General features: G+C 67.1%; 24 protein-coding genes. 11 read left to right on the top strand and 13 right to left on the bottom strand.

Annotated features, from left to right (window positions below):
* Nucleotides 1-68 precede the first annotated feature (68 nt).
* The 7 genes from HW466_RS00825 to HW466_RS00795 all read right to left on the bottom strand — a co-directional run bounded on the left by HW466_RS00825 (nt 69) and on the right by HW466_RS00795 (nt 9,478).
* On the bottom strand, nt 69-2,288 hold the full coding sequence (locus HW466_RS00825) for a tetratricopeptide repeat protein (RefSeq protein WP_174905469.1): 2,220 nt from the start codon (nt 2,286-2,288) through the stop codon (nt 69-71).
* The gene (locus tag HW466_RS00820; protein WP_174905468.1) at nt 2,285-4,537 is read right to left on the bottom strand and encodes a tetratricopeptide repeat protein; all 2,253 of its coding nucleotides are present in this window, start codon (nt 4,535-4,537) and stop codon (nt 2,285-2,287) included. Before HW466_RS00820 ends, HW466_RS00825 begins: the two co-directional genes overlap by 4 nt.
* A 42-nt stretch (nt 4,538-4,579) precedes the next feature.
* Nucleotides 4,580-6,868, bottom strand: a complete 2,289-nt coding sequence (locus HW466_RS00815; RefSeq protein WP_151005123.1) for a tetratricopeptide repeat protein — start codon at nt 6,866-6,868, stop codon at nt 4,580-4,582.
* 129 nt (nt 6,869-6,997) lie between these two features.
* The gene (locus tag HW466_RS00810; RefSeq protein ID WP_060347238.1) at nt 6,998-7,660 is read right to left on the bottom strand and encodes a PulJ/GspJ family protein; all 663 of its coding nucleotides are present in this window, start codon (nt 7,658-7,660) and stop codon (nt 6,998-7,000) included.
* Nucleotides 7,644-8,054: a type II secretion system minor pseudopilin GspI gene (gene gspI / locus HW466_RS00805; protein ID WP_059451658.1), complete on the bottom strand. Its 411-nt coding sequence runs from the start codon at nt 8,052-8,054 to the stop codon at nt 7,644-7,646. The genes HW466_RS00810 and gspI overlap by 17 nt, the downstream gene beginning before the upstream one ends.
* Before the next feature lie 293 nt (nt 8,055-8,347).
* On the bottom strand, nt 8,348-8,554 hold the full coding sequence (locus tag HW466_RS00800) for a hypothetical protein (protein ID WP_040140242.1): 207 nt from the start codon (nt 8,552-8,554) through the stop codon (nt 8,348-8,350).
* 318 nt (nt 8,555-8,872) lie between these two features.
* Nucleotides 8,873-9,478 carry an alpha-ketoglutarate-dependent dioxygenase AlkB family protein gene (locus HW466_RS00795; protein ID WP_059451659.1) on the bottom strand — a complete coding sequence of 202 codons (606 nt, stop codon included), beginning with the start codon at nt 9,476-9,478 and terminating at the stop codon, nt 8,873-8,875.
* 277 nt (nt 9,479-9,755) lie between these two features.
* On the opposite strand from HW466_RS00795, the gene HW466_RS00790 reads away from it, so the two are divergent.
* Complete coding sequence (locus HW466_RS00790; RefSeq protein WP_059507676.1) at nt 9,756-10,340, top strand: malonic semialdehyde reductase; 585 nt, start codon at nt 9,756-9,758, stop codon at nt 10,338-10,340.
* A 6-nt stretch (nt 10,341-10,346) separates the two neighbouring features.
* Here the strand turns inward: HW466_RS00790 and HW466_RS00785 are convergent, their stop codons facing one another.
* Complete coding sequence (locus HW466_RS00785; RefSeq protein WP_151005127.1) at nt 10,347-11,495, bottom strand: metallophosphoesterase; 1,149 nt, start codon at nt 11,493-11,495, stop codon at nt 10,347-10,349.
* Here HW466_RS00785 and HW466_RS00780 point away from each other — a divergent pair.
* The 6 genes from HW466_RS00780 to HW466_RS00755 all read left to right on the top strand — a co-directional run bounded on the left by HW466_RS00780 (nt 11,494) and on the right by HW466_RS00755 (nt 17,973).
* Nucleotides 11,494-11,904 carry a hypothetical protein gene (locus HW466_RS00780; protein WP_174905467.1) on the top strand — a complete coding sequence of 137 codons (411 nt, stop codon included), beginning with the start codon at nt 11,494-11,496 and terminating at the stop codon, nt 11,902-11,904. The two genes, HW466_RS00785 and HW466_RS00780, sit on opposite strands and share 2 nt — an antisense overlap.
* A gap of 88 nt (nt 11,905-11,992) precedes the next feature.
* Nucleotides 11,993-12,286 carry a hypothetical protein gene (locus HW466_RS00775; protein ID WP_059451662.1) on the top strand — a complete coding sequence of 98 codons (294 nt, stop codon included), beginning with the start codon at nt 11,993-11,995 and terminating at the stop codon, nt 12,284-12,286.
* Nucleotides 12,283-13,332, top strand: a complete 1,050-nt coding sequence (gene mdtN, locus HW466_RS00770) for a multidrug transporter subunit MdtN (protein WP_059507678.1) — start codon at nt 12,283-12,285, stop codon at nt 13,330-13,332. The genes HW466_RS00775 and mdtN overlap by 4 nt, the downstream gene beginning before the upstream one ends.
* Nucleotides 13,313-15,400, top strand: a complete 2,088-nt coding sequence (locus HW466_RS00765; RefSeq protein ID WP_174905466.1) for an FUSC family protein — start codon at nt 13,313-13,315, stop codon at nt 15,398-15,400. The genes mdtN and HW466_RS00765 overlap by 20 nt, the downstream gene beginning before the upstream one ends.
* Nucleotides 15,387-16,934: a TolC family protein gene (locus HW466_RS00760; protein WP_174905465.1), complete on the top strand. Its 1,548-nt coding sequence runs from the start codon at nt 15,387-15,389 to the stop codon at nt 16,932-16,934. The genes HW466_RS00765 and HW466_RS00760 overlap by 14 nt, the downstream gene beginning before the upstream one ends.
* A 331-nt stretch (nt 16,935-17,265) precedes the next feature.
* On the top strand, nt 17,266-17,973 hold the full coding sequence (locus HW466_RS00755; protein ID WP_040140256.1) for an MgtC/SapB family protein: 708 nt from the start codon (nt 17,266-17,268) through the stop codon (nt 17,971-17,973).
* Nucleotides 17,974-18,022: 49 nt separating this feature from the next.
* On the opposite strand, the gene HW466_RS00750 is transcribed toward HW466_RS00755, so the two are convergent.
* Entirely contained in the window at nt 18,023-18,742 is a 720-nt protein-coding gene (locus HW466_RS00750; protein WP_059451666.1) for an autoinducer binding domain-containing protein, read from the bottom strand.
* A 73-nt stretch (nt 18,743-18,815) separates the two neighbouring features.
* Here HW466_RS00750 and HW466_RS00745 point away from each other — a divergent pair, with 73 nt between their 5' ends.
* The 4 genes from HW466_RS00745 to HW466_RS31765 all read left to right on the top strand — a co-directional run bounded on the left by HW466_RS00745 (nt 18,816) and on the right by HW466_RS31765 (nt 21,354).
* On the top strand, nt 18,816-19,259 hold the full coding sequence (locus HW466_RS00745; RefSeq protein ID WP_059792868.1) for a DUF4902 domain-containing protein: 444 nt from the start codon (nt 18,816-18,818) through the stop codon (nt 19,257-19,259).
* Nucleotides 19,260-19,468: 209 nt separating this feature from the next.
* The gene (locus tag HW466_RS00740) at nt 19,469-20,077 is read left to right on the top strand and encodes an acyl-homoserine-lactone synthase (protein WP_059451668.1); all 609 of its coding nucleotides are present in this window, start codon (nt 19,469-19,471) and stop codon (nt 20,075-20,077) included.
* A 52-nt stretch (nt 20,078-20,129) separates the two neighbouring features.
* On the top strand, nt 20,130-20,891 hold the full coding sequence (locus HW466_RS00735; protein ID WP_174905464.1) for a hypothetical protein: 762 nt from the start codon (nt 20,130-20,132) through the stop codon (nt 20,889-20,891).
* 247 nt (nt 20,892-21,138) lie between these two features.
* Complete coding sequence (locus HW466_RS31765) at nt 21,139-21,354, top strand: hypothetical protein (RefSeq protein WP_239005844.1); 216 nt, start codon at nt 21,139-21,141, stop codon at nt 21,352-21,354.
* 188 nt (nt 21,355-21,542) lie between these two features.
* On the opposite strand, the gene HW466_RS00725 is transcribed toward HW466_RS31765, so the two are convergent.
* From HW466_RS00725 to HW466_RS00710, 4 genes are all read right to left on the bottom strand, one after another.
* On the bottom strand, nt 21,543-22,112 hold the full coding sequence (locus HW466_RS00725) for a GNAT family N-acetyltransferase (RefSeq protein WP_060118241.1): 570 nt from the start codon (nt 22,110-22,112) through the stop codon (nt 21,543-21,545).
* Nucleotides 22,113-22,302: 190 nt separating this feature from the next.
* Nucleotides 22,303-22,890: a hypothetical protein gene (locus tag HW466_RS00720; RefSeq protein WP_151002920.1), complete on the bottom strand. Its 588-nt coding sequence runs from the start codon at nt 22,888-22,890 to the stop codon at nt 22,303-22,305.
* Nucleotides 22,865-23,863, bottom strand: a complete 999-nt coding sequence (locus HW466_RS00715; RefSeq protein WP_151002918.1) for a hypothetical protein — start codon at nt 23,861-23,863, stop codon at nt 22,865-22,867. Before HW466_RS00715 ends, HW466_RS00720 begins: the two co-directional genes overlap by 26 nt.
* A complete protein-coding gene (locus HW466_RS00710) occupies nt 23,841-26,549 on the bottom strand; it encodes a type VI secretion system Vgr family protein (RefSeq protein ID WP_151002916.1) in 2,709 nt (902 codons plus the stop codon). Before HW466_RS00710 ends, HW466_RS00715 begins: the two co-directional genes overlap by 23 nt.
* Nucleotides 26,550-26,613 lie beyond the last annotated feature (64 nt).

Raw genomic sequence — 26,613 nt, 5'->3', positions numbered from 1 at the left:
CGTGGCGGGTGTTACGGACCATTCCGGGCGCGCGCGAATGGTCCGTAGCTTTTGTCACAGTCGGCGGCTCACGCCGTCTCGCGGTGCGCGCGGATGCAAGCCGCGAGCGCCTGCGCGACGCGTTCGACCAATGCCGGCCAGTCGCCCGGCCGCCCTTGCCGGAACAGCGTCGCGGTCGGATACCACGGGCTGTCGTCGCGCTCGACCAGCCAGCGCCAGTCCGGCACGCGCGGCAGCAGCACCCACACCGGCCGGCCGAGCGCGCCGGCCAGGTGCACGACCGACGTATCGACGGCGATCACCAGATCCAGCGTGTCGACGAGCGCGGCCGTCTCCGCGAAATCCGTCAACGCCGCCTCGAACGACAGCACGCCGCTGGCCGCGAACGCGTCGGCGTCGCGCGCGCGCACGCCGACTTGCAGGCTGACGAACGTCGCGTCGAGCGCGACGAGCGGCGCGAGCGCGGCAAACGTCATCGACCGGTTCTCGTCGTTGGCGTGATGCGGGTTGCCGGACCACACGACGCCCACACGCAGGCGCCCCGGCGGCGCAGCCGCATCGAGCCGCTCGAGCCATGCCGCGCGTCGCCGCGGGTCGGCATGCAGGTACGGCACGTCGGCCGGCACCGTATCGAGCGTCGTGCGAAACGCGAACGGCAGGCTCATCATCGGGCAATGCAGATCGAACGCCGGCAACGCCTGGCCGTCGGCGACGACGCGGCTCACACCGCGCAACGTGCCGAGCAGGTCGGCCAGCGCAGCAGGCGCATCGATCGTCACGATCGCGCCGCGATCGTGCGCGAGGCTCGCGTAGCGGCAGAACTGCAGCGTGTCGCCGAAACCCTGCTCCGCATGCAGCAGCAGCGTGCGTCCAACCAGCGGTTCGTCGCCGGTCCATTGCGGGCGGTCCGCGTGACGGCGGTGCAGCATCACGTCGGCGGCATCCCAGCGCGCTTCGTGCTGCCGCCAGCCCGTGTCGAAGTCGCCCGTCAACAGGCGGCAGAACGCCTCGGAGCGGCGCGCGATGCCGTGATTCGCATCGTGCCGGCAGGCCAGCGCGAAATCGGCGAGCGCGCCCGCGTAATCGCCGACCTGCTGGCGCGCGACCGCACGCGCGTAGAACTCCTGCGCGGTACCGCAGGGCGCGGCGGTGGCGGCCGCGTAGCTCGCGAGCGCGTCGTCGTAGCGGCCGAGCAGTTGCTGCGCGATCGCGCGATTGCACAGCACTTCCGCATGCGGGCCGCGCGCGGCAAGTGCCCGGTCGTAATCCGCAACGGCGTCGTCGCAGGCGCCGAGCGCCCGCAACGCTCCGGCGCGATTGCGCAGCGCATCGAAATCGGCAGGCGCGCGCGCGAGCGCTTCACCGTAGGCGCGCACGGCTTCCTCGTGACGCCTCAGTCCCAGCAGCGCGTTGCCGCGACCGATCCATGCGCCGACGTTGTCGCGGTCTAGCGCGAGCAGGCGGTCGGCGCGCTTCAGCAATTCGTCGCGCAGATGCAGCAGGTCGAGCGCGACGCAACTGACGAACAACAGTTGCGCATCGTCCGGCGTGCGCGCCAGCGCTTCGTCGACGCACGCGAGCGCTTCGGCCGGGCGGCCCAGTTCGATCAACGCATAGCCGCACGCGTAGACGAGCTCGGGAGTCTTGCCGCGCACCACCATCGCGAGCCGGAAACAATGCACGGCCTCGTCGCCGCGCCCGAGCGCACGCAGCGCATGGCCGCGTTCCGCGAGCGCGAGCGCATCGTTCGAATCGATCCGCAGCGCGCGCTCGATGCTGATCAACGCGTCGGCTGGCCGGCCCATCGCGCGCAGCGCCTCGCCGCGACGCACCCAAGTCGCGGCGCGCCCGGGCTCGCGCGCGAGCGCGAGATCGTACGCGCCGACCGCTTCGCCGTGCCGGCCGAGCGCACGTAGCGCGTCGCCGCGTGCCGCATGCGCGGGCGCATGCCCGGAATCGCGTGCGAGCGCCTGCGCCGCCGCGTCGAGCGCCTCGCGATGGCGGCCCGTGCCGGTCAGCGCCGCCGCATGGTTGGCGAAATTCCACGGCTGGTCGAGTCCGAACCGCATCGAGCGCGCGATCAGCGGCTCCGCGCGCGACGCGTCGCCGCGCGCCAGATGCACGACGCCGAGCAGGTGCAGTGCTTCGACGTGATCGGGCATCATCGCCAGCACGCCTTCGTAGAGCCGCGCCGCGCCGGCAAAATCGCGCTGCTCGAGCTTCGCGCGCGCCTGGCGCAGCGCATCGTCGACGGCCGCCCGCAGCGGCAGCGCATGCACCGTGCTCATCGCGTCGCGCTCGCCACGAGCGCCGGCAGCGCGCCGCGCACGCGCTCGACCACCGGCGCCCACTGGCCGCCCTGCGGCTGGCGGAACAGCGTCGCACCCGGATACCACGGGCTGTCGTCGCGATCGAGCAACCAGCGGAAATCCGGCGTGTGCGGCAGCAGCACCGCGAGCGGACAACCGAGCGCACCGGCCAGGTGCGCGACCGACGTATCGACGCTGATCACCGCGTCCAGTGCGCCGATCAACGCGGCCGTCTCCGCGAAATCGGTCAGGTCGTCGCCGACGAAGCGGATCGGGCTCGCCTGCAGCGCCGCACGATCGTCGTCGCGGATCACCTTCTGCACGCTGATCCACTCGTAGCGATCGTCGAGCAGCGGCAACAGGTCGGTCAGCGTCATCGAGCGGTTGCGGTCGTTCAGGTGCAGCGGATTGCCCGTCCAGACGAGGCCGATGCGCGGCCGGCCCGTCGCGCCGAGACGCGCGCGCCAGCGTTCGACCCGCTCGGGATCAGCACGCAGGTACGGCGTGTCCGCCGGAATCGACGACAGGTCCGTGCGGAACTCCAGCGGCAGGCTCAGCAGCGGGCAATGCAGATCGAACGGCGGCAGAGGATCGCCGCGCGCGACGAGCACATCCACGCCGTCGAGCGTCGCGAACAGCGACTTCAATTCGACGGGCGCCTCCAGCACGACGCGTGCGCCGAGCGCCTTGACCAGCGGCACATAGCGGCAGAACTGCAGCGTGTCGCCAAGCCCCTGTTCCGGGTACAGCAGGATCGTGCGGCCGTCGAGCGGCGTGCCGTGCGTCCAGCGCGGCTGCGCGAAATCGCGCCGGCTGCCGTCGAGCTGGCGGTCGCGCCAGCGCCATTCGTACTCGGCCCAGCCGGCTTCGAAATCGCCGGTCGACAGGCACAGGAAGGCGCGCATGCAGTGCGCGGGCGCGTCGTCCGGATCGATGTCGAGCACGCGTGCATAGGCATCCAGCGCGTCGTCGTGGCGGCGCAGCGCACGCAACGCGTTTCCCCGATGAAAGTGCGCGAGCTTGTCGTGGGGCGTTGTGTCGATCACGCGCGCGAGATCGGCGAGCGCGTCGTCGTAACGATGCGTTTCGAGCCTGACAACGGCGCGCGTGAACGACGCCGCGGTGCAGTGCGCATCGACCGCAAGCGCGCGGTCGCACATCGCGTGCGCGTCGTCGTGGCGACCGACGTGCATCAGCGCGCTTGCGAAGTTGCACAGCACGGCGGTGTTGTCCGGCTCGACGTCGAGCGCGCGCGCATAGCTGTCCACCGCCTCCGCGTAGCGCCCGACGTGGCTCGCCGCGTTGCCGCGATTCGCGAGCGCGCGCGCATGACGCGGATCGAGCGCGATCGCGTGATCGCAGCGCACCAGCGCTTCTTCGTGCCGCCCGAGCTGCTCGAGCGCAATCGAACTGTTGACGATCGCATCGACGAACGTCGGGCTTGCGGCGATCGCCGCATTGAAATCCGCGAGCGCGCGCTCGGGCTCGTGCAGATCCAGATACGCGACGCCGCGCAGGAACAGCACTTCGGCACTGCCGGGTGCGAGCGCGAGCGCATGGTCGTAGCTGAGCGCCGCATCGCGGAAGCGGCCGAGCTCACGCAGCGCGAGACCGCGTGCGCGCATCGCATCGAACGAGCGGCCCGCGAGCGCGACCGCCCGGTCGCAGTCGGCAAGTGCCGCGTCGTGGCGGCCGAGCGCGCGCTGCGTGTCGCTGCGCTTCACGTAGCCGTCGGCGAAACCGGGCGTCAGTTCGAGCAGCCGGTCGTAGGATGCGCACGCTTCGTCGTGACGCCCGAGTTGCGCGAGCAGGCCGGCACGCTGGAACAGCGCGCGCTGATGCGCGGGATTGATCGCGAGCGCATCGTCGAGGCGAGCGAGCGCGTCGTGCGTGCGGCCGAGTCCGGCGAGCACCGCCGAGTAGTTCGCCAGCGCGAGCGGCACCGGCTGGCGCTCGATCGAGCGCCGCATCAGCGGCTCGGCATCGTCGAGACGGCCCTGCTGGAATCGCAATGCGCCGAGCAGATGCAGCGCTTCCGGATGGTCGGGATCGAGTGCGAGCAATTCCGCGTACGCGTGCTCCGCCTGTTGCAGCGCGCCGTCGCGGTGCGCGATGCGCGCGCGTGCGAGCAGCCGCTCGAGCTGCGCGGCATCGGGCGAATGGCGATCCGGCGATCGTGACGCGGCCGGCGCACTCGCGAGTGTCGTCCCTTCCCCGTTCAATGTCATCGTGTGGCCCCTGGTTGATCGTTCTGGTTCGTTTCGTCGCGTCTAACGCGTCATCGCCGCGATCGCATCGCGTACCGCGTCGATCACGGCGCGCCAGAGTCCCGGCGACGACTGGCGAAACAGCCGCGCGGACGGATACCAGGGGCTGTCGCCGCGTGCCCGCATCCAGCGCCATTCCGGCGGGTCGGGCAGCAATATCCACACCGGGCGGCCGAGCGCGCCCGCCAGATGCGCAACGGCGGAATCGACCGCGATCACGACATCCAGTGCGCCGATCAACGCGGCCGTATCCGCGAAATCGCCGAGCGCGTCGTCCACGCGGCGCAGCGGCGAATCCGCAAGCTCGCCGAGGTCGCGCTCACGAACCGGCTTCTGCAGGCTGACCCAGTCGACGTCGAGATCGAACAGCGGCGCGAACCGCGCCAGATCGATCGACCGATGGTGGTCGTTGCGGTGTTCCGGATTGCCGGCCCACGCGAGCCCGATGCGCGGCCGGCGTCGTGCGCCGAGCAGCGCTTCCCATTCGCGCACGCGGTGCGGGGCCGCATGCAGATAGGCGGCAGCCGATGGAATCGTCCGCACGTCGGTGCGAAACGCATACGGCAGGCTCGGCAGCGGCACGTGGCAGTCGAACGCGGGTAGCGGCTCGCCGCGCGAGACCACCGCGGCGGTGCCGTCGAGCGATGCCATCAACGCGCGCAACGGCGGCTGAACCTCCAGCACGACGCGGGCGCCGCGCGCGGCGACGAGCGGCACGTAGCGGCAGAACTGCAGCGTGTCGCCGTAGCCCTGCTCCGCGTGAATCAGGATCGTCCTGCCGTCGAGCGGTTCGTCGCCGCGCCAGGCCGGCTGCGTGAACGGACGCACCTGCCGCGCGAGCTGCGCGTCGCGCAGCCGCCATTCGTACGCTGGCCAACCGCGTTCGAAATCGCCCTCCATCAGATGCAGCGATGCGCGGGCGACATGAGCGTCGACATAGTCGGGACGCAACGCAAGCGCACGTTCGTAAGCGGCAAGCGCGTCGTCCGCCTGCGCGTGGTCGGCATGCAGGTTGCCGCGGTTGAGCCAGTTCGTCGCATGCTCCGGACGCAGCGCGAGCGCGCGATCGAGCGAGGCGGCCGCTTCGTCGCGGCGGTGCAGGTCCTGCAGCACGCTGGCGCGGTTGGTCCACGCTTCGGCGAAATGCGGGTCGATCGCGAGCGCCGCGTCGTAGCAGGACAGCGCTTCGTCGAAGCGCTTCAGGTGGCGCAGCGCGGTGCCGCGATTGCACAGGAGATCGGCGGACCGAGGCTCGATGGCGAGCGCACGCGCATAGCTGTCGAGCGCGTCGTCGTAGCGGCGCATTTGCAGCAATGCGTTGCCGCGGCTCGCCAGCGCGGGCACGTGGTTCGCGTCGAGCGCCAGCACGCGCTCGCAGCGAAGCAGCGCTTCGTCCGCGCGACCGAGCCGTTCGAGCGCGACCGCGCTGTCGTGAAGCACGTCGAGCCGTGCGGGATCGGCCGCGATCGCGTCGTTGAAGGCCGCGAGCGCTTCGTTCACGCGGTCGAGATCGACGAGCGCGCGGCCGCGTTCGGCCTGGATCGTGGCCACGCCGGGCCGAAGGGCATTCGCGCGGTCGAAGCAGTGCAGCGCATCGGCCGGCCGCTGAAGCGCGCGCAGCACGAGACCGCGGTTGAACCACGACTCGCACGAGCGCGGATCGACCATCAGCGCGCGATCGTAGGTGTCGAGCGCGTCGTCGAGGCGGCCGAGCGCCCGCAGCGCAGCGCCGCGATTGCACAGCGCATCGAGCACGAGCGGCGACACCGCGAGCGCGCGGTCGAACGCCGCGAGCGCGTCGTCGTAGCGATGCAGCGCGATCAGCGTGTTACCGCGACGCACGAGCGTCTGCACGTCGTCGGGCGCCGCACGCAGCGCCGCCGCGAAATGGTCCAGCGCCTCGTCGACACGCCCGCTCTCGCCGACGATCGCACCGAGATCCGACAATGCCCGCGCGCTCGCGTCGATCGAGATCGAGCGGCGCAGCAGCGCCTCCGCCTCGCCGGCCGCGCCGCGCTGGAACTGCAGCACGCCGTACAGATGCAACGCCTGCGGATGATCGGGCTCGTTCGCGAGCACGGCGAGATAGTCGCGCGCCGCGTCGTCGAAGCGCCCGGCGCCGTGCGATTGCTGCGCGCGGCCGAGGATCGCCGCCGATTGCCATTGCGCGGGCGCGCCGTTCCCCGATGCGCCCGCGTGTGCATCATGCCGGTGCTCGACCGTCACGTTCGCCCCCTTCCCGTTTGCCGATGCGCCGCTGAACGGGCCGGAGCGGCCCGTCGCGGCAATCATGCTCGGCACGAGACTAACGGACGCCCAATAACAGACGTATGACGAAAGTTACGGACCATTTTGTGCCGGGCGGCGAAACGCCTGTCTCGGCGAGACCGACCTCGCGCCCCGATGCCCGCCCGGCCGCCGTCACTGGCCGATCGGGATCGTCCGCACGTATTCGACCGGCGGCGCGCCAAGCGTCACCGCGAACCGCACCCCGCGCGGCAGCGGCATCCCGAGCGACGTCGAATTGCTGATCCCGTGCTGCGCGAGAAACTGCGCATAGGCCTGCTCGATCGCCGTCTGGCTGGTCGTCCAGCCGCCCGGCGCAATCCATACGGCCAGCTGCATCGAGCGCGCATCGTTGCTGACGACCACGCGCGGAAACGCGTCCATCTGCTGCAGCGCCGCCTCGACCTCGGCGAGCGACGCGAGCGGCTGCGACGCGCTGCGCTCGAGCTCGCGCCCCTTGAGCCGGTACCGCACGACCTGCACGTGCGCCGGGCCGGCGCCGACGCCCAGATGCCGCACCATCACGAGATCGTTCGGCCGGATCCGCAGCGGCGGCCCGAACACTTCGTCGGCCGTCACCAGGTTCATCAGGTCGAACTGCAGCTGGGAAAAATAGCGGCCGAGCAGACGCGTTTGCGCCAGATTCGACGCGATATCGTCGCGGCCGCGGATCGTCGCATCGAGGCCGCGCCACGACAGCAGCGCGATCACGGCCAGCAGCGCGATCGCGACCAGCATCTCGATCAGCGTGAAGCCCCGCGCGCGCGCCGGCGCGCGCCGGTCAGCGCCGCGCTTCATTCTGGATCACCGTCACGACTTCGGCGAGCACGTTGCGGCTCGATGCGGACGGATAGACGCTGACCGTCACGCGCCGCACGAGCGGGCTCGGCAGCGCGGCCACGGACTGCCGGCACACGAACCGGTAACGACCCTGCGGGCACGCGAACGTCTGCGTGCCCGCGTCCGGCCAGCTCGACGCGATGCGGATCTCGCCGAGCGCGTTGTCGGCGCTCCAGAGCGCGAGCAACCGCATGCGCGCCGTATCGGTGTCCGACGCGAGCGCGCCGATCGCGCGCATCACGGCGCCGAGCGCCACCGCGACGATCGCCAGCGCGATCAGCACCTCGATCAGCGTGAATCCCCGTAGCGGCGCCCGTGCGGCGCGGTGAAAGTCGGTTCTGTCGTCGCACATGACCTGCGTTGTTGTCGATGAGTCGTCGCGCGCCGGCCGTGCGACGCGTCGCGCATCGCCGGCACGGCGGATGCCGCGCATGCACGTTAAGTGGCGCGTATGGCAGGTGCGTGTCGAAAGCTACGGACCATTTGTCGCGATCGACGCATGGCGCGGCCACGCCCGTGCGTCACGCGATGCGCGACGGCGAGGCGAGGAAAACGGAGGGAAAGCGAGGAAAACGGAACGGAAAAGAAAAACGGCCGGGAACGGACGATCACGCCGATCCGCGCACGGGTCGGCGCGGCGCGACGTCAGGCCGTCACGGCGTCGTCATACTCGGCACGGGCAAGCTGGCCGGCGGCATGCGCGTCGGCTTCGGCGGGGAAGCCGTCCGTGCTGAATGCGACGACTTTCACACCGACGCCGGACACCCGCTTCACCGTCAGCGCCCATTGCCATGCGCCGTCTTGTTCGAAGACGTGCAGCGAGGGTTCGAGGGATGAGTCCAGTACGGTCAAGAATTATGCTCCTGCGCTACGCGTCGCATCGGCAACGCGTCGTGCATGTCGAAAAGATGCGCCGGTTCGCGGCGCGTTTCAGCCATTCGACAGTTTAGTCAATGATTGTTGCGACGCACCATCAGGGCTTACACCTGCCTATCAGAACCGGGTGGTCGATGAAATCCAACTGAAACCCTTGTGGCGCGGGCCTCGCCGCCGATTCCCCCGGCGCGCGCAGCACCTGTGCGTCAACGTGCCGCATGGACGAGCGCTTCAGTGGATCGGTTGAAAAACGGGTCGCGACCCTGGGCGATGCAAGCCCTCCGGCAGGCGCGGCTAGCGTGCCGCCTCCCCCGTCATTACTCGCCGAAAAGTCAGGTTGATCCGCTCGCCCTGCACCGCCGGCGCCTTGGGCACGCGGTGCTGCCATTCGGCCTGCGTGCGGCCGCGCATCACCAGCAGGCTGCCGTGCGTCAACCGGTACGCATGCACGACGCCGGTGGCGCGATGACGCAAGTCGAACACGCGCATCGCGCCGAGGCTGACGGACGCGATCACCGGCGCGTCGCCGAGCTCCGGCTCGTTGTCCGCATGCCAGCCGAGGCTGTCCTGCCCGTTGCGATAACGATTGAGCAGCACGCTGTTGAAACGCGCGTCGCAGGTCGCCTCGACCGCGCGCTTCAGGTCGAGCACGGCCGGCGTCCACGGCGCGGGCACGTTGCGGATTCCCGAATACACGTAGACGGCGTCCGGCTCGCCTTGCCACGCGGTGAGCCGCGGCAGCGGAATGCGCCCGCGCGGCGTGCGGATCGTGTCCTGCCGCCACGCAACCTCGTCGATCAGCGCGGCCAGCATACGATCGGCGTCGGCCGCCGCGAGCCAGCCCGGGTACCAGTCCACGTCGGGCGCGGGCGTATCGGCGAAAAGATCGGGCGTCGACATGTCGGAATCGGGCAAGAGTCAATGAGACGGGCGAAGCATGTCTGCATGGTAGCCAACGGCGACGCGCGCCGCCATGCGCTGTCATTCCGTCGCGCCACATGCCCGAACGCCCGGGCGCTGGGGCGCTGGGGCGCTTCGAATCGCCGATCGCGAGGCCGGTGCGTTTCAGCGGGCCACGCTATCATCGCGGCGTATCGCAACGCGCCCTTATCCGGGGCGCCGCGTTCTTCCGCAATGCCGGCCGGCACGACCCGGCCGATTTCTTCACGGACCCACCATGACGCTCTCCGATTCCGCCCTCGATCAGCTGTTCCTCACCGCACGCACCCACAACGCATGGCAGGACAAACCCGTCGACGACGCGCTGCTGCACCGGTTGATCGACCTCACGAAATTCGGCCCGACGTCGGCGAACGCGAGCCCCGCGCGCTTCGTGTTCGTCAAGTCGCCGGAAGCGAAGGCGCGCCTGAAACCGGCGCTGTCCGAAGGCAATCTCGCGAAGACGATGGCCGCGCCCGTCACCGTGATCGTCGGCATGGACTTCGCGTTCCACGAGCACCTGCCGCGCCTGTTCCCGCACGCCGACGCGCGCAGCTGGTTCGCCGGCAACGACGCGCTGATCGAAGCCACGGCGTTCCGCAACTCGTCGCTGCAGGGCGCGTACCTGATCCTCGCGGCCCGCGCGCTCGGCCTCGACGCGGGCCCGATGTCGGGCTTCGATGCCGCCAAGGTCGACGCCGAATTCTTCGCGGGCACCGCGATCCGTACCAACTTCCTCGTGAATCTGGGCTACGGCGATCCGGCCGGCCTGTTCCCGCGCAGCCCGCGCTTCGAGTTCGACGATATCGCACGCATCGTCTGACGCGCGCTAGCGGCCGCGTGCCAGCCGGATCAGCGTGATTTCGGACGGCACGCCGAAACGGTTCGGCGGCCCCCAGTAGCCGGTGCCGCGGCTGGTGTAGAGCCACATTTCGCCGAACCGGCTCAGCCCGCCGATCACCGGCTGTTGCAGGCGCACGAACGGCGGCCACGGCAGAAACTGGCCGCCGTGCGTATGGCCGGACAGCTGGACCGTGAAACCGGCGCGGCTCGCCGCTTCCGCGCTGCGCGGCTGGTGCGCGAGCAGGATCTTCGTGGCGACGTCGTGCGGCGCGCCCGCCAGCGCCTGCCCGGGGTCGCTGCGATGCGCGGGATCGAACCCGCCCGCCGTGAAGTCGGTGACGCCCGCGAGCACCGCGCGCGCGCCGTCGTGCTCGATCAGCACATGCTCGTTGAGCAGCACCTTCAACCCGATCCGCCGGAACTCGTCGATCCATGCATGCGCGCCGGCGTAGTACTCGTGGTTGCCCGTCACGAGGAAGCTGCCGTGCCGCGACTGCATGCGGCCAAGCGGCGCCGTGTGCTCGCGCAGCCGCTTGACCGGGCCGTCGACCACGTCGCCCGTCACGACGACGAGATCGGCGTCGAGCCCATTGACCGTGCGCACGATCCGCTCGATATAAGGCCGCTTGATCGTCGGCCCGACGTGAATGTCCGACAGTTGCACGATCGTCAGCCCGTCGAGCGCGGCCGGCAGCCCGTCGACCGGAATCGACACGCGCTTGACCGCCGCCGTGCGGCGTGCGCCGACGAATCCGATCGCGCTGACCAGCACCGCGCCCGCCAGCACGCCGAGCGCCGTGTCGGATGCCGCGCCGCTCCAGGCGCCGTCATGCCCCAGATGCCGCCATGCAACGACGCCGAGCAGCAGCAGATCGCGCAGGAACGTCAGCACCAGCAGCGACGAAAAGAAACCCATCGCGAGCGAGCCGGCCCAGCCGGCCAGCGTCGCGGCCCAGCCTTCGTCGAAGCGGCGCGAGAACATGCCGACCGGAATCAGCACGACGAAGCTCGCCAGCACGAGCGCCGCGAGCGTGCGCGCGAGCGGCGACGCGAAGGCGTCGGGAATGATCCGCAGTCCGACGTACAAGTGGAACAGCACGCCGATCGCAATGAACCGGACAAAGAAACTTCGCATGGAACGTTCATCCTCGTTGCGGTACCGCTACCGCTTCCGCGCCGCGCATCGGACGAAACCGGGCGTCAGTTTCCGTCACGCGTCGCGCTATCCGCACGATGGTACACAGATACCGGGCGGCACGACGGATCGCGGCCACGGCAAACGCACGGCGCGGCCGGAATGCGGATTCATCCGCGTTTGCGCTGTAATCCGGCATTCGAATCGGCGATTCCCGTTGCATCGGCATGCAAACTGTATCGGCCCGGTTTCATCTGACGATCTTTTGCAGTGGGTCGGCAACCCTGCGAGCGCAGTCGCTGGCAGAATCGCGATCGTCACCGACCATCCCGAAGCGCCGGCCGCGCGCCCGTTGCGAGCCGCCTGCACGCGGGGCATCGCTGGCGGTCCGCATCGCGCTGTTTTATGATCGGCTCCGTATCGCGGAATCGTCGTCGCGGCGACGGACCGCATTGCGCCGCGCCCGGCATTCACCTCCAACGTCGAGCTCGTCACACATGAGAAAAACAACGTCGCGCGCGCCCCTGCGTGCCGCCGCCACACTGGCGCCAGCCCTGCCGCTTGCAGGCTGCACGTCGCGCGGCGCACCGTCGTACGTCCTGTTCGGCGCGTATTTCCCGCTCTGGCTCGTCAGCGCGATCGTCGGCATCATCGGCGCGATCGTCGCGCACCGCGTGTTCGTCGCGACCGGCTGGGCCGCCACCGTGCCCTACCAGCTCGCCGTCTGCACCGCGATCGGCCTCGTGGTCGCCGTGATCGTGTGGCTCGCCGGCACGGGGCCGTTCGCATGAAGGCCGCCGGCATCGCCCGCCCCTCCACGAAAGGCCGCGTGATCGCGCTGGCGATCGTCGCGCTCGGCATCGCGGCGCTCGCGTACGCATACCACCGCACGACGGCCTACCCGTCCACCGACGACGCGTCGATCGACGCCGACGTCGTGCACGTCGCGTCGCCCGTCGGCGGACGCATCGTGCGGCTCGCGGTCCACGAAAACCAGCGCGTCGCGAAAGGCGACGTGCTGTATGAAATCGATCCGGTGCCGTACCGGCTGACGGTCGCGCAGGCGCAGGCCGATCTCGAGCTCGCACGCGCGTCGCTCGACACGCGCCGCCGGTCGCTGATCGGCGAGCGTTCGAACGCGGCCGTGGCCGCCGAGCAGGTGAAACGTGCGTCGCAAAACTACGACCTCGCGACGCGCGACGTGAACCGGCTCGCGCCGCTGGCGGCGCAAGGCTACGTCAGCGCGCAGCAGTTCGATCAGGCGAAGGTCCGGCAGCGCGACGCGGCCGTGTCGCTCGCGCAGGCCCAGGAACAGCAGCGCGCGTCCGCGCAGACGATCGGCGACGAAGCCGACGCGATCGCCACGCTCCACGCACGCGAAGCCGCACTCGCCCGCGCGCAGCACGCGCTCGACGATACGGTCGTGCGCGCGCCTCACGACGGGCTCGTGACGGGCCTGACCGTGCTCGCGGGCGAAACGCTCACGCCGAACCAGTCGATCTTCACGCTGATCGATGCGAGCGAATGGTTCGCCGTCGGCAACTTCCGCGAAACGTCGTTGAACCGCATCGCGGTCGGCGACTGCGCGACGGTCTACTCGATGATCGACCGCAGCCGTCCGCTGACGGGCAAGGTCGTCGGCATCGGCGCCGGCATCGCGGACAGCGCCCGCATCAACCTGCCGCGCGCGCTGCCGATCGTGCAGAACTCGGTGAACTGGGTGCACGTCGCGCAGCGCTTCCCGGTGCGCGTGAAGCTCGACGAACCCGACGGCAAGCTCGTGCGAGTCGGCGCGAGCGCGATCGTCGAGGTCCGGCATGGCTCAGCCTGCCGCTGAAGTCCGCGCGCCCGGCCCGCGCGAAATCCTGCGACTGCTCGCGCCGTTTCCGGGCCGCGCCGCGATGGCCGTGCGGGTCGCGCTGATCTGCGCGCTCGTCGTGCTCGTGACGAGCGGCTACGGCACGCCGGAAGCCGCGATCTCCGCCTACGTCGTGTTCTTCCTGAATCGCGCCGATCGCGTGACGAGCGTCGTGCTCGCGGCCGCGATGCTGCTGCTCGTCACGCTCGTGATCGCGCTCGTGGTCGGCGTCGCGATCTTCAGCATCGACTATTCGGTGCTGCGCGTCGCATGCATGGCCGTGCTGTCGGTCGCGCTGCTGTATCTGACGTCGGCCAGCAAGCTGCGCCCGATCGGCGCGATCCTCGCGATGATCGTCGGCTTCGGGCTCGACCAGCTCGGCCTCGCGCCGGTCGGCGAAGCCGCGACGCGCGCGCTGCTCTATGCGTGGCTGATGGTCGCGATTCCGGTCGGCGTCGCGATCGTCGTCAACCTGTTGATCGCGCCGTCGCCGCGCAAGCTCGCGCTCGCGCAGCTCGCGACACGGCTGCGGCTCGCCGCGCGGCGGCTGCGCGACGACGACGACGCACGCGCGGCCTTCGAAGCGAGCCTGCGCGAAGGCGACAAGCAGATGCTCACGTGGCTGAAGCTGTCGACGCTCGAAGGATCGACGCCGGCCACCGACGCGCCCGCGCTGCGACACGCCATCGCATCGAGCACCGCGCTGCTCGTGGCGGTTGCGCTCGCCGACCGCGAGCCGGACGCTCGCCTGCCCGCCGCATTCGCGGAACCGGCCGCTGCGATCCTCGACGAGATGGCCGGCATCCTCGAGCAAGGCGGCTATCCGGTCGACGTGACGCTCGCACTGCCGCCGGCCGATACGCTGGCGCCGCTCGCGCGCGTCGTCGCGACCGATCTGCACGCGGCCATCACGCATTTCGCCGAACCGCCACCCCCGCTGCCGCTGCCGCTGCCCGCGACACCGGATGCACCGGCCGCAATCCCGACCGATGCATCGGCTTCGCCGACGAAGGCGCCCGCCGCACCGCCCGCGCCGCGCGGCGGCTTCTTCCTGCCTGACGCCCGCACCAATCCCGACCACATCCGCTACGCGCTGAAGACGACCGTCGCGGCGATGTTCTGCTACCTGCTGTATTCGCAGCTCGACTGGTCCGGCATCCACACGTGCTTCATCACCTGCTACATGGTGTCGCTCGGCTCGACGGCCGAGACGGTCGAGAAACTCACGCTGCGGATCGCCGGCTGCATTGTCGGCGCGCTGATCGGCACCGCGGCGCTCGTGTTCGTCGTGCCGGCACTGTCGTCGATCGGCGAGCTGATGGCGCTCGTATTCGCCGGCGCCTGGCTGTCCGCGTGGGTCGCATTCGGTTCGCCGCGCATCGCGTATGCGGGCTTCCAGGTCGCATTCGCATTCTTCCTGTGCGTGATCCAGGGCGCCGCCCCGGGCTTCGACCTGACGCTCGCGCGCGATCGCACGATCGGCATCCTGCTCGGCAACATCGTCGTATATCTCGTGTTCACACGCATCTGGCCCGTCAGCATCGGCAAGCAGATCGACGTCGCACTCGCCGCGCTGCGCGACCAGTGGCGCCGTATCGTGCAGGTCGCGCAGCCCGCCGAACGCCGCACGCTCGCTGCAGAAGCCTTTGCGCGTCACGGCGCGATCGCGCAAGAACTCGGGCTGATCCACTACGAACCGTCGTGGGTCCGCCCGGCCGCGACGTGGCTCGCGACCCGGCGGCGCACGCTTGCGGAACTCGGCGCGCTCGAAGGCCCGCTGTTCCTGCTCGCCGAACGCGCGCCGGGCGATGCGGCGATCGATGCGCGGCTCGCGCGCGTGGTCGAACCGCGCGAAGGCGCCCCGGTTGGCGATGCCGCTTCGGCGCCACCGTCGTCGACGGCACGCGCAGCGACCGTGCCGGCCGCCACCTCCGCCGATCCCGCACGTGACGCGCTGCTGAACCTGATCGACACGCGGCTCGCGCATATTGCCGACGCCGCGCGTCAAGCCACACCGAAGGAGCCTGCCCCTCATGCGCGTCCCTGAACCGCCGGCCGCGTCGATCGCCGCCGCCGCGCTTGCGACCGCGATCGCGCTGACCGGTTGCGCCACGTCCTCGGTCGACCTCGCGCCAGAGGCGCCCGACCGCCCGTGGCAGCCGCAAACGTCGGCCGCCGGCGACATCGTGCCGGCCCCGCCGCTTGCGTCCGCGCAGCGCGCGCCGCACGACTACACGTTGCCGGCCTCCCCCGCGCTCGCGTCGGTTCCGCCGCCCGCCGCACTCGATGCCACGCATCCGTATACGCTGCCCGAGCTCATCGATCTCGCCGAATCGACGAATCCGCTGACCCGCATCGCCTGGAACGACGCGCGCAACGCGGCGCTCGCGGTCGGCATCGCGAAGACCGCGTATCTGCCGAACCTGTCCGCGACCGCGATGGGTGGATATCAGGCGAAGCACGGCTCGACGTCGACGATCCTCGGCGACTCGTCGAGCAACACGACCGTGCACGGCACGATCTCGGCGCTGTCGCTGCAATGGCTGCTGTTCGATTTCGGTGGCCGCGCGGCGCGCGTCGAGGCCGCCGAGCAGGCGTCGATCGCGTCGAATGTCGCATTCACGGCCGTGCACCAGCAGGTGATTCACGACGTGACCGTCGCGTATTACCGGTACGAAGCCGCCCGCTCGCGCGCGGCCAGCGCGCGGCAGGGCCTGGCGAACGCCGACGCGATCCTCGCGGCGTCGCGCGCGCGGCTCAGGCAAGGCGTCGGCACCGTCGTCGAACTCGCGCAGGCGACGCAGAATCGCGCGCAGGCGAATCTCGCGCTCGTGCAGGCGAACGGCGCGGAAAGCGACGGCTACCTCGCGCTCGTCTCCGCACTCGGCATCTCGCCGCTGTCGAAGCCTTCGATCGCCGAGTTGCCCAAGCGCCCGCTGCCGCCCGCGCTCGCTTCGTCGGTGGACGCGATCGTGTCGGACGCGATCGCGCGCCGCCCCGACCTGCAGGGCGCGTATGCGCTCGAGCAAGCCAACCGCGCGAAGATCAAGGCCGCGCAAGCCGCGTTCATGCCGAAGATTTTCCTGTCGGCGTCGACGTCCTATGCAAGCGGCGGCACGGCGATCACCGCGCTGCCCGCGATCGGCGACCAGGCGGCGACCGTCAACCTGAACGGCAGCCGCTATGGCGGCGGCGTGTTCGTCGGCGTGACGATCCCGTTGTACGACGGCGGCCTGCGCTCGGCAGTGCTGATGCAGGCGCGCAACGATGCGCAAAGCGCGTCCGAGCGCCTCACGCGGACCAAGGAGGAAGCGGTGCGCCAGGTCGTCGCCGCGCAGAACGCGGTGCAGACGAGCCTTGCGTCGCACGACGCCGCGAAGGCGCTCGTCGATGCCGCGCAGACGAGCTACGACGCGGCGCTCACCGCATATCGCAACGGCGTCGGCTCGGTGACCGATGCGACGATCGCGCAAAGCCAGCTGCTCGCGGCCCGCAACGCGGAAGTCGACAGCTACGCGGGCGCGCTGTCGGCCGCAGCCGCACTCGCGCTCGCCACGGGGACGATCGGCACGGCGCAGTAACCGTCGCCGTGCCGCGCCGGCCGTTCGCGGCCGCGCACCGGACGGGTTGACGCCCGCGCGCGCGGCCTACTAGAATGCCGCGCATTCTTCCTTCAGGAACCATCGTGGACAGTTGCAGCACTTCGTTGCGTGCGCCGCTTGCCGCCTGAACGCCTGTCCGCCGCAGTTCTCCTGCCGCGGCTCGCGTTCCGCGAGCCCGCACGCCCCCCGTTTCACACTGAATGACGCATTCGCGCGGTACAGTACCGCGCGACGACGGCCATCGTGCCGCGTTCGGCCTCGCGCCGCCGCGACGCGGGCCGGCATGCGCACTTGGCACGGCAGGACAACCATGACTCTCGATTTCGCACTCCGTCTTTTCACTGCGTTCGCCTGCGGCGTCGCGATCGGCCTCGAACGCCAGATGCGGCAACGCACGGCGGGCCTGCGCACGATCACGCTCGTCGCGAGCGGCGCCTGCCTGTTCGTCACGCTCGGCGTGCTGACCGGCAACGGCGTGGCCGGCGTCACGCAGATCGCCGCCTACGTCGTGTCGGGCGTCGGCTTTCTCGGCGGCGGCGTGATCATGCGCGACAAGGGCTCGATCCAGGGCATCAACACGGCCGCGACGCTGTGGTGTTCGGCCGCCGTCGGCGTGCTGGCCGGGTCCGGCCATTACGTGCCGGCGCTCGCCGGCACGGGCGTCGTGCTGCTCACCAACACGGTGCTGCGCGGCGTCAGCCAGGCGATCAACGCGACCCCCGTGTCGAACGCCGATCTCGTGCGCGAATACCAGATCACCGTGATCTGCCTGGCCGCCGACGAAGTGCACATCCGCACGCTGCTGTCGAACTCGATGTATGCGAAACCGCTGTCGTTCCAGAGCCTGACGAGCGAGGACGTGCCCGAGCAACCAGACCGGCTGAAAGTGACGGCGACGCTGAAGCTGCACCCGAAGGATCAGCAGAAGCTCGAGCAGATCGCGAGCCGGATGAGCATGGAGAAGAGCATTTCCAGCGTGAGCTGGACCGCGAAGGAAGCGGAGCCGATGATGGAATGAGCGGCGGCGGCGGCCGGCGCGGCACGGTCGCCGCGCGGCCGGCACCCGGTCAGGGCGTATCGATGAGTCCTGCCGCGATCGCCTTGACGACCGCCTGGACCTTGTTGGTCGCGCCGAGCTTTTCGAGGATGTTGTTCACGTGGAAGTTGACCGTGCGCTCCGAGATGCTGAGAATCTGGCCGATCTCGCATGCGGTCTTGCCTTCGGCCGTCCAGCACAGCACCTCCCGCTCGCGCGCGGTCAGCGTGACGCTCGACTCCGGTGACAGCTTCGGCACCATGAAACGGCTCATCAGCGAATGCGAAAGATTCGCGAGCCAGTTGGTCTGCAGCGTGAGCATGTTGATCTCGGCCGGCGTGAGCCGGTCCGCATGGCGTGCGATGCTCAACAGCCCGAACGCGCCGCGCGCCGCCCAGCTCGACTGTGCAACGCCCACCGCCAGCCCGTAGTCGCGCGCGTCCTGCCACAACGGGCATGGATCGATCCGGTCGACGTCCGGCCAGACGATCATGTTGGTGCTGAGCGCGCCGTCGCGGACCGTCGAGTCGATCTCGATGTAGTTCTGCGCCTGATAGTGCGCCATCCAGCCATCCGGATACGTATTGAAGATCGCGACGGCCGGCTTCGACACCGGCAGCGGCACGCGAATGCCGTAACAGCAATATTCGAAGCCGAGGCGTTTAGAATAGGCGGCGATCCGCTGGAAGAGCTGCTGCTCGTCTTCCGCGGCGCTGAATTGTTGGTAGGCATCCTGCCAGCGCAGTTCCATTCGTTCTCCGACAACGTTACGCTGTCATACCTGTCAGGTGCCAGCACCGGTTCGGGGCTGATACATTCCGCGCATGACTTCACCTTTGTTGCATCCGGTCCGCGGCCCGTCTCCGGACGGCTATGTGCGCCTGTCCGAAAGCGCGCTGGCCACGCTCGTCCTCGACCACGTCGCGAGCGGCCTCGATGCATCGCTGCTCACCGAACTACGCGACAGCGCCATCGACGCACGCCTGGCCGGCTACACCGAATGGCATCGCCCGGCCAGTGCCGGCGTCGCATACCTGACGGTCGGCTGGGACTGGTATCTCGAGCGCGCAACGGGCACGTTCGTGATTGCAGGCGGCGACGTTCGCAGCAACATCATGGCCGTCGACGCCGCCGGCGCCGATCTCGGCATGTTCCGCACCGCCGCCGCGCTCGCCGCACGGCTCGCGCACGTCGACTGGCCGGCCGCGGTCGCGGCGTCGTTGCTCGATCGCAACGCCGCCTATCATGCCGGTCCTACGCTCCAGTGACAACCGGCCGCGCTTTCCTCTGACATTTCCGCAAGACTGGCGCTCTTTATAAGCAAAAGCCGCCCGTATTTCAATCCCGTCGATCAAGAAACCGATACCAGCGGTCGAATGGTATCGGCCTGCCCCCACCCTGTAAGAGTTACTAGTTACCGCCGCATCGGGACGCGCGATGTAATGCGTGCATACCAAAGTACCGATCCGAGGACACCATGCGGACCTTCGTTCACGAGGAAGGGCGGTTGCCACACGAACTTGCAGCGGATCTCGGGCGCTATCGGCGCCGCGTGTTCGTCGAACAGCTCGGTTGGGCGCTCCCGTCGGCGAACGAAAGTTTCGAGCGCGACCAGTTCGATCGCGACGATACCGTCTACGTGTTCGCGAGAAATGCCGGCGGCGAAGTGTGCGGATGTGCGCGCCTGTTGCCGACCACGCGTCCGTATTTGCTGAAGTCGCTGTTCGCCGACCTGATCGCCGACGACGTCGCGCTGCCCCAATCGGCGGCCGTCTGGGAGCTGTCGCGGTTCGCGGCGACCGGCGACGAAGGCGGCGCGGGCAATGCCGAGTGGGCCGTGCGTCCGATGCTCGCCGCGGTCGTCGAATGCGCGGCGCAGCTGGGCGCGCGGCAGCTGATCGGCGTGACGTTCGCGAGCATGGAAAGGTTGTTCCGCCGGATCGGCGTGCACGCGCACCGGGCAGGCCCCCCGAAGCAGGTGGATGGCCGTCTGGTTGTCGCGTGCTGGATCGACATCGATCCGCAAACGTTTGCCGCACTTGGAATTGAGCCGGGACGGGCCGCCCGGCAGGCCATCGCCGCCTGAGCCGGAACGCGCGTAGTCCGGCCGGGCGGCTTCGTAACGAAGGAGAACCACCTTGGACCAGTCTCAGGTCTTTCGCGCGATGATGCCCGGGTTGACGGGAGCCGGCGGCGCCCGCATCACGGTCGCCTACCCGTCGTTTCCGCGGCCGCTGCCGCTCGTGCGGCTCGATCGCCACGGGCTCGTGTTCCGGGCGGCCGGCGCCGCCCCGCTCGTGTGCGGGTTGCCGCGCGCGGCGACGCTGCTGGTAGCGGACGAGCCGCTCTGCTCGCTGCGTCTCGTGATCCGCGACGTCGCCGCCCTCGGCGACGGACGGCACGACCTGACGATGCAGCCGTCCGGGGCCGCTGGCGACGAGCTGCTGTGGCACGCGCTGCGCGACCGTGAACCGTACCGGCAGATCGGGCAGCCGCTTGCGCCCGTCGATGCGGCGCTGGCGCCCGCCGGCGAGTCGCAGGCCGTTGGCGGCACCCCGCAGCGCCCTTCGCGGAGTGCGGCGTTCCGTCTGCGCTGCCACAGCGATGCGTTGTTCTTCGCCGACTGGCTCGAATATCACTTCGACGAGCTGTGCGCGTTGTCGCAACGGCACGGGCCGCAATTGCAGCTTAAGCAACTGCAGCGGCAAGTCGCCGACGACGAGGTGGGCGTGCGCTTCGTCTACGCGATCGACGGACACGCGACGCGGCACGCGCTGACCGACTGCGCGCGCGAGGCATGCACGTGGATCGAGACCGAAATGCGCGACAAGTATGCAGTACCGGTTGCGCAGGAGCGGTTCGGTGCGCTTGCCGCACATGCTCGAGCGGGCGGAATGTGAAAGCTCGTTTGTGAGAGAAAGCGGCGGCTTCGTTGCGTTGCACAATTACAACTAGGGCTTGCGAGCCCTCGGGTTTTCCCTTAAAGTTACATCCGTCTCCTCCATGTCTCCAAACATGGATTCAGCCCGCTCCAGTAGCGGGCTTTTTCTTGCCTGCGCGATTTAATGAGGGCGGCATCAGAGGGCCTGACATTCAGCACGCGTACACTCGTGTGGCCATCGGCGTAGTTTCTCATCAACGAAGCGCTTGTACGTAGCCGATGTCGTCATTGCCCGCCTCGTCGCCATCCTCGCCAAGGCCGAACGCATATCCCGCAACGCGTTCGAACTATCGGCACTCGCAGGCTTCGACGATCACAACGCTTTTTCCGGCGTAATGTTCGGCTCCGAAGGGCTGGACCATCGCTTCGAATTCACGCGCTGTCCGTCGCGTGCAGTGAGTCGCCGACGGCCGACGAGTTGAGCGCCTGCCATCTGCATGATCGCCCGGCATTCGAAGCTGCATGCGCATGCGCCGCGGCACGGGCTTATTGAGCGTGACGTCGATCAATGCGCAACGGGATGCCTCCGGACGGACATTCAACGATGCAGGTGCTGCCGGCCGTGCTGTAGAACGCGGAGTGACGTTCACGGGCAGGCATGCCCACACCGTCATGTGCTGACGCGACCGTCGAGATGAGCGATCGTTGCGTGCGTGACGTACACCACGTGCTGCCGCAGTGCGTGTCCCTCCGGGAGCGCAGGATGATCAAAATCGCGCGTCGGCTGCCGCGCCATCCCGAGCCGCTGTGCGACCTGTCGCGATCGCTGGTTGGCGGCGGCCGTCCATGCGAAGATTTCGCCGAGGCCGATCCGCCCGAATCCGTCGGCCAATACCGCGGTGGCCGCTTCACTCGTGTAACCATGCCCCCACGTTGAGCGGGCCAGGCGCCATACGATCTCGACACACGGTGCCATCGGATGCTCGTCGTGAAGTTCGCGCGACAGACCGCAGAGTCCGATCAGCGCGCCATCCGCACGACGCTCGATCGCCCACACACCGAAACCGTTCGCATCGAAATGCGCTTCGAAGCGCGCGATGGTGGCTTCCGCCTCATCGACGGACATCGGGCCGCGCGCGAGCCACGCGGTCACGTCGGGATCCGCATGTATCGCAGCCAGCGCACCGGCATCGTCCGATCGCCAGCGGCGCAACGTCAAACGTTCGGTTTCGATCTTCAATGGCGGGTTCTACCGTGATCGGGATGTGAAGAGGCTCGGGATGCGCCGGGCCGTGCGCGCAATCTCGCAGCAACCGCACAACTTTCAGAGGTACGACGCCTGATTGCAAGTGAGCTCGACGACCCGACCATGCTACCCCGCTCAGTGCCGACGAAGTCATAGAAATTTTGCAAGCCGGTCTCGGCAAAAACTACTTCTTGCTTTCGACGAATGTACTGCCGTTGTAACGATATTCTCGGGTGGCGGGACCAGCATCGTCGATATTGGTCCATGCAACCTTGAAACCGGGCGAGCCGTCGAGCCATTCGATCGCAAGGTACGGTGAGCGATTGTTCACGTCAGTGTCGAGCGACACGCTATTCAAACAGCTTTGCACGGGCATCGCATACTTTGAGGCGGCGACATTTCCCTTCATTTGGAGAACGTAGAGAGTACCCTCCTCTCCCGAGCCGCAGAAGCCCATCGGATTGTTGCTGGACGACTGATTCACAACAACCAATACGAATTCCTTCCCGTCGACGACCTTCGAGCTCGCCGATGGGAACCCAATACTCGATGCGGAAGCTACGGCCCGACGAAGTGCCGGCGGCAATTGCACCGTCGCTGAGCGGTGGTGTCCAACATCAACCTCGACCAAGTGCTTACCGTCTTGTTGCATCTCACGGCCATTTGATAGCCGGATCGAGTTGGGTGCTGCGGTCTCTGCGAACGCGCTTGCGGCAATCGAAAGCGCCGCCGCACACAACCACCACTTAGTTTCCGAGAATGTGATCGGCATAACAAATACCTGAATAGGTCCATCGATGGTCCTTGCTCTGACCAGCCTTCATTTTTTTGTACTCGTCCTTGTCGCGCTCATGCAACTCTGCTTCTGTCTTGCCCGCGTTTGTGGGATCGGCAGGGTTCCAGCCGATATTGCCAGTTTGCGAGTCACATAGCATATCTTGACGCTCGAGCTGCTGCGTTTTCGCGTTCCACTGATAGTAGCTGCCGCCGTTCCATCTTGTGAAGGTCTCGTGTTTTAACTGGTCCTCAGTGTATGGATGCCCCTTGAAGCTGGAGATCGCATCCCTCTGCTTTTGCTGAAACAGCGACGTTCCCGCTTTCATGTTCTCTTTCCAGCTCCACACCTGCTCATACGTCGGCGACGGATGGGTCATCTGAGTCATACCGAAACCTTTGTCGCCCGCGACCACCGGCTCATTGTCAGTATCCCAAAAATTCTTGAAGTGGCTCTCTTGCTCTAGGATCAAGTCAAAACCAATGGTGTTCGGAATCTGCTTCAGATACGCAAGCACGTCATCCTTCGACGGATTCTTACCGAGGACGAACACGGTCCGCCGGAAGTCGGTGCTACCCGCCTTGACTTCGACAGACAGCTTCCCTCCAAGGATTTTGTCATTGAGCTTCGCTTCCCACGACGTATCACTGCTCGTGAATGAGCCGGTCTCTGAGAATGATCTAACCTTCTTGCCACGCTTACCCGACGCGCGAAACGGACTAACTTGGGCGTCCCAGAGGATCGTCCACTTCCACTGATAAGGTGGCGGCTCGGTGGTCTTGATTTCGAACGTGATCGAAGGAAATTTCGCTGTTTCGTCGATGTAAAACTTGTCGCCCGTTGCCGGCCGTACCCAATCGCCAGCGTCGTTCTGAATGACCGCTTTCGTTAACGACTTCTGATCAGCATCGGTCGTCGACGCGTGCCTCACATGGCGCTTCACAGTCTTACGCTTCTTCTTCGTCGTCATCATCGACCTCCATATAGACCGTCAGAGATAGAGACTCCGGCTGTTCAGTGTAGATGTGCTGTGTAAAGCCATCTGCGTCACTGTAGCCGCTCCACTTCTTCCCCGACTCGCTCTCAATTTCATACCGTGTGTGTGGCAATACGGTCTCGCCGTCGTCATCGACCAAGTGGAACTGCTCGTGATATCGGGGTGCATCGCCCGCATGGGGTAGGCTAGGGAGCACGTAGCCTTGTGCGGTCGGCCCGTCAAGACTGTGCGATGCACCCTTGATATCGATCTTACCTGGCGCGTGGATCTGGATATCCCCATTTGCGATGCGGATGTAAGCGCCGCCAGAAGTAAGGAAGATCTCCTGGTCTGCTGCAACCTCAACTTTCGCGGTCGTCGATTGCACCTTCACCGACTTCTGCGCGGTCAGTTCGATGTTGTCCGAGTGAGCCTGGACCTCGATCTTGCCGCGGCCGGCAAACAACTTCATGCCCGCGCTCTGGACGAAGACGCTAAGCTTGTCGGCGATACTCGCGACCAGCGATTTTCCGACAGCGAGATGCGCACTCTGACCACTTACGATGTTGACGTGTTGGGCGGCGGACACGTGTGCCGATTCGTTGCTCGAGAGCGCGATGCCTGAGGGGCTGCCGAACAGCATAACGGGCTCTTTGAAAACATTCGCGGATCCTGTACCGCCGCCCGCGGTGCGACCGCCAGACGCCGCACCCGTGGCAGCTTCCTGCGTCGCGTCGGTCAGCTGTTTGAGAGCGTTATACCCCGCCTGCAGATTCTCGGCATTATGGGCCGTGCTCGCGTCCGACAGTGACTCGATCAAACTCTCGGCCCGCACCAACTGCTGTTGTGTTTCGCGGGCGTCGAGCGGCTGACTGTCGATCGTCTTCGGATACGTCGTAACGTAGAGCCCACGATTCGCGCGGACGGCACCGTAATTGTCCGTCCGCAGATCGAAACCACTTCCCAGATAGTCGCCACGAGCATTGCCTGCTTGATGGATCAAATAACCCAAATGAAGCGCAGAGTTCGCTTGGCTACTGAAAAGCTGCACCCGGTTTTGGCCAGTCGAGTCGTCCATTACCATCTGGTTATACCCGGCTCCGCCGAATTCCTTCGATCGATAGCCTGATAGCAAACCATTCGTGTGCCACTGCGGCTTCGTCGCACCATTGTAGACGCGTGCGATCGCGATCGGGCGGTCACAGTCCCCCCCGACGTAATCGATCAACACCTCTTCGCCGACGCGCGGCGGATGAACGGCACCGTACCCGCTGCCGGTATCCGACTGCGCAACCCGAACCCAGCACGATGCGCGCTCGTTTCCCTCGTTGATCCGATCCCAAATGAAGCGCACCTTGATTCGGTTCAACTCGTCCGTATAGACCTCTTCGTTCTGCGGTCCCACAACTATGGCTGTTTCGAGGTGCGTCGTCGGCTTGGCGTGTTCGAACGGGCTCCGGAACGGTACCGTGGTCCTTTGCGCTTCAATCTCGACCTGATAGGCACCCGTGAAACCGGCGATATCTGACGACACACGAGAAGCATCATTCAGATCCTCGATTCCGGATCCCGCGATTACCAGGTCGAGGCTATTGGGCATCCGCGCCGAAGTTTGCGTGATAGGTAGGTTGTTTCGAACGATCCAGCGCACGGCAATTGCGGCAAACTCGCGCTGTTCGATCGGATCACCATCGTGATCGGGGTGCGCGTCCAAGGTGAAACGTTTGCCCGCATCAGCGGCGCGCCAACCGCCAATGCCAAGAAAGCGCTTCGACCGCGATTCCCACTCCTCGATGCGTGTCTTCGAAAGCGTGTCGCCTCTCTCCTGCGCCAGAAACGTATAGGCGCCGGTGTACTGATAAACCTCCGCCTGATCAGGCAACTCACCCTGATTCGGCATCGTCGGCAACGACGTACCTTTTGCATTGAAGACGCCCGACGGGTCCTTATAGTCGAACGTGCGTGTCGTCAGCGAGGTGCTCTGCAGTGTACGTGTGCCACTCCATTGCGTCAGCGCATCTGATGCAATGGTGGTTCCCGCACGCGAGAAGGTGAGCGGCCGTGGTTCAGCGAGCGCAGTCAGGCGGTCGGTGATGATCAGTCGATGGGCCTTGCCGTCGCTGTCGTGCTTCCAGTAGCCGTATAGTCCTTCCGATTCCAGAAGCCGGTGAACGAAATTCCAGTCGCTCTCGTCCTGACGACAGAAGGACAGCGCAGGAAGTGACCGGGAAAGATGAAATTCGTAGAAGCCGCGTGCCTGGGGATGTGCATTAAAAACATCCGTGATAATTGCGTCAACCGGCTTGTCTTGCCATATTTTCTGATCGCGGCGAAATCGCAAGAAGTGCATCCACGAGGCCATCGTGATCTGATGGAACGTTAACCCCCCATCGGCACCGAGGCGCCTCGCGGTGTGCACATAGCCATTGTGCGGCGCGTATGTCCCATCGCTCTGCTGAATCCACAGCGTCACGGGCTGGGCTATGAGCTTCTTGAGTTCAACGCTCGATGTAGTCGACACAACATCGACAACAAATTCGAAGTGGCGCCCTAGACGGGATTGACCGACCATCTGATGCGGAAGCAGCACATCATTGCCTAACGGCGTGTCGAGCTTAAGAAGGCGATCTTGCTGAATCAGACCGCCTCGTATTGCTCGAACCAAGTCATGCGTGTCCATCTGCACACCTTTCTTTTTTATTGCGCAGTCTTTCGAATTGGTAAGACAAATCGACCCTCAACCG

This window comes from Burkholderia territorii (genome assembly GCF_902833055.1).
Lineage (GTDB): Bacteria > Pseudomonadota > Gammaproteobacteria > Burkholderiales > Burkholderiaceae > Burkholderia > Burkholderia territorii.
This window is presented reverse-complemented; position numbering and strand designations above follow the sequence as displayed.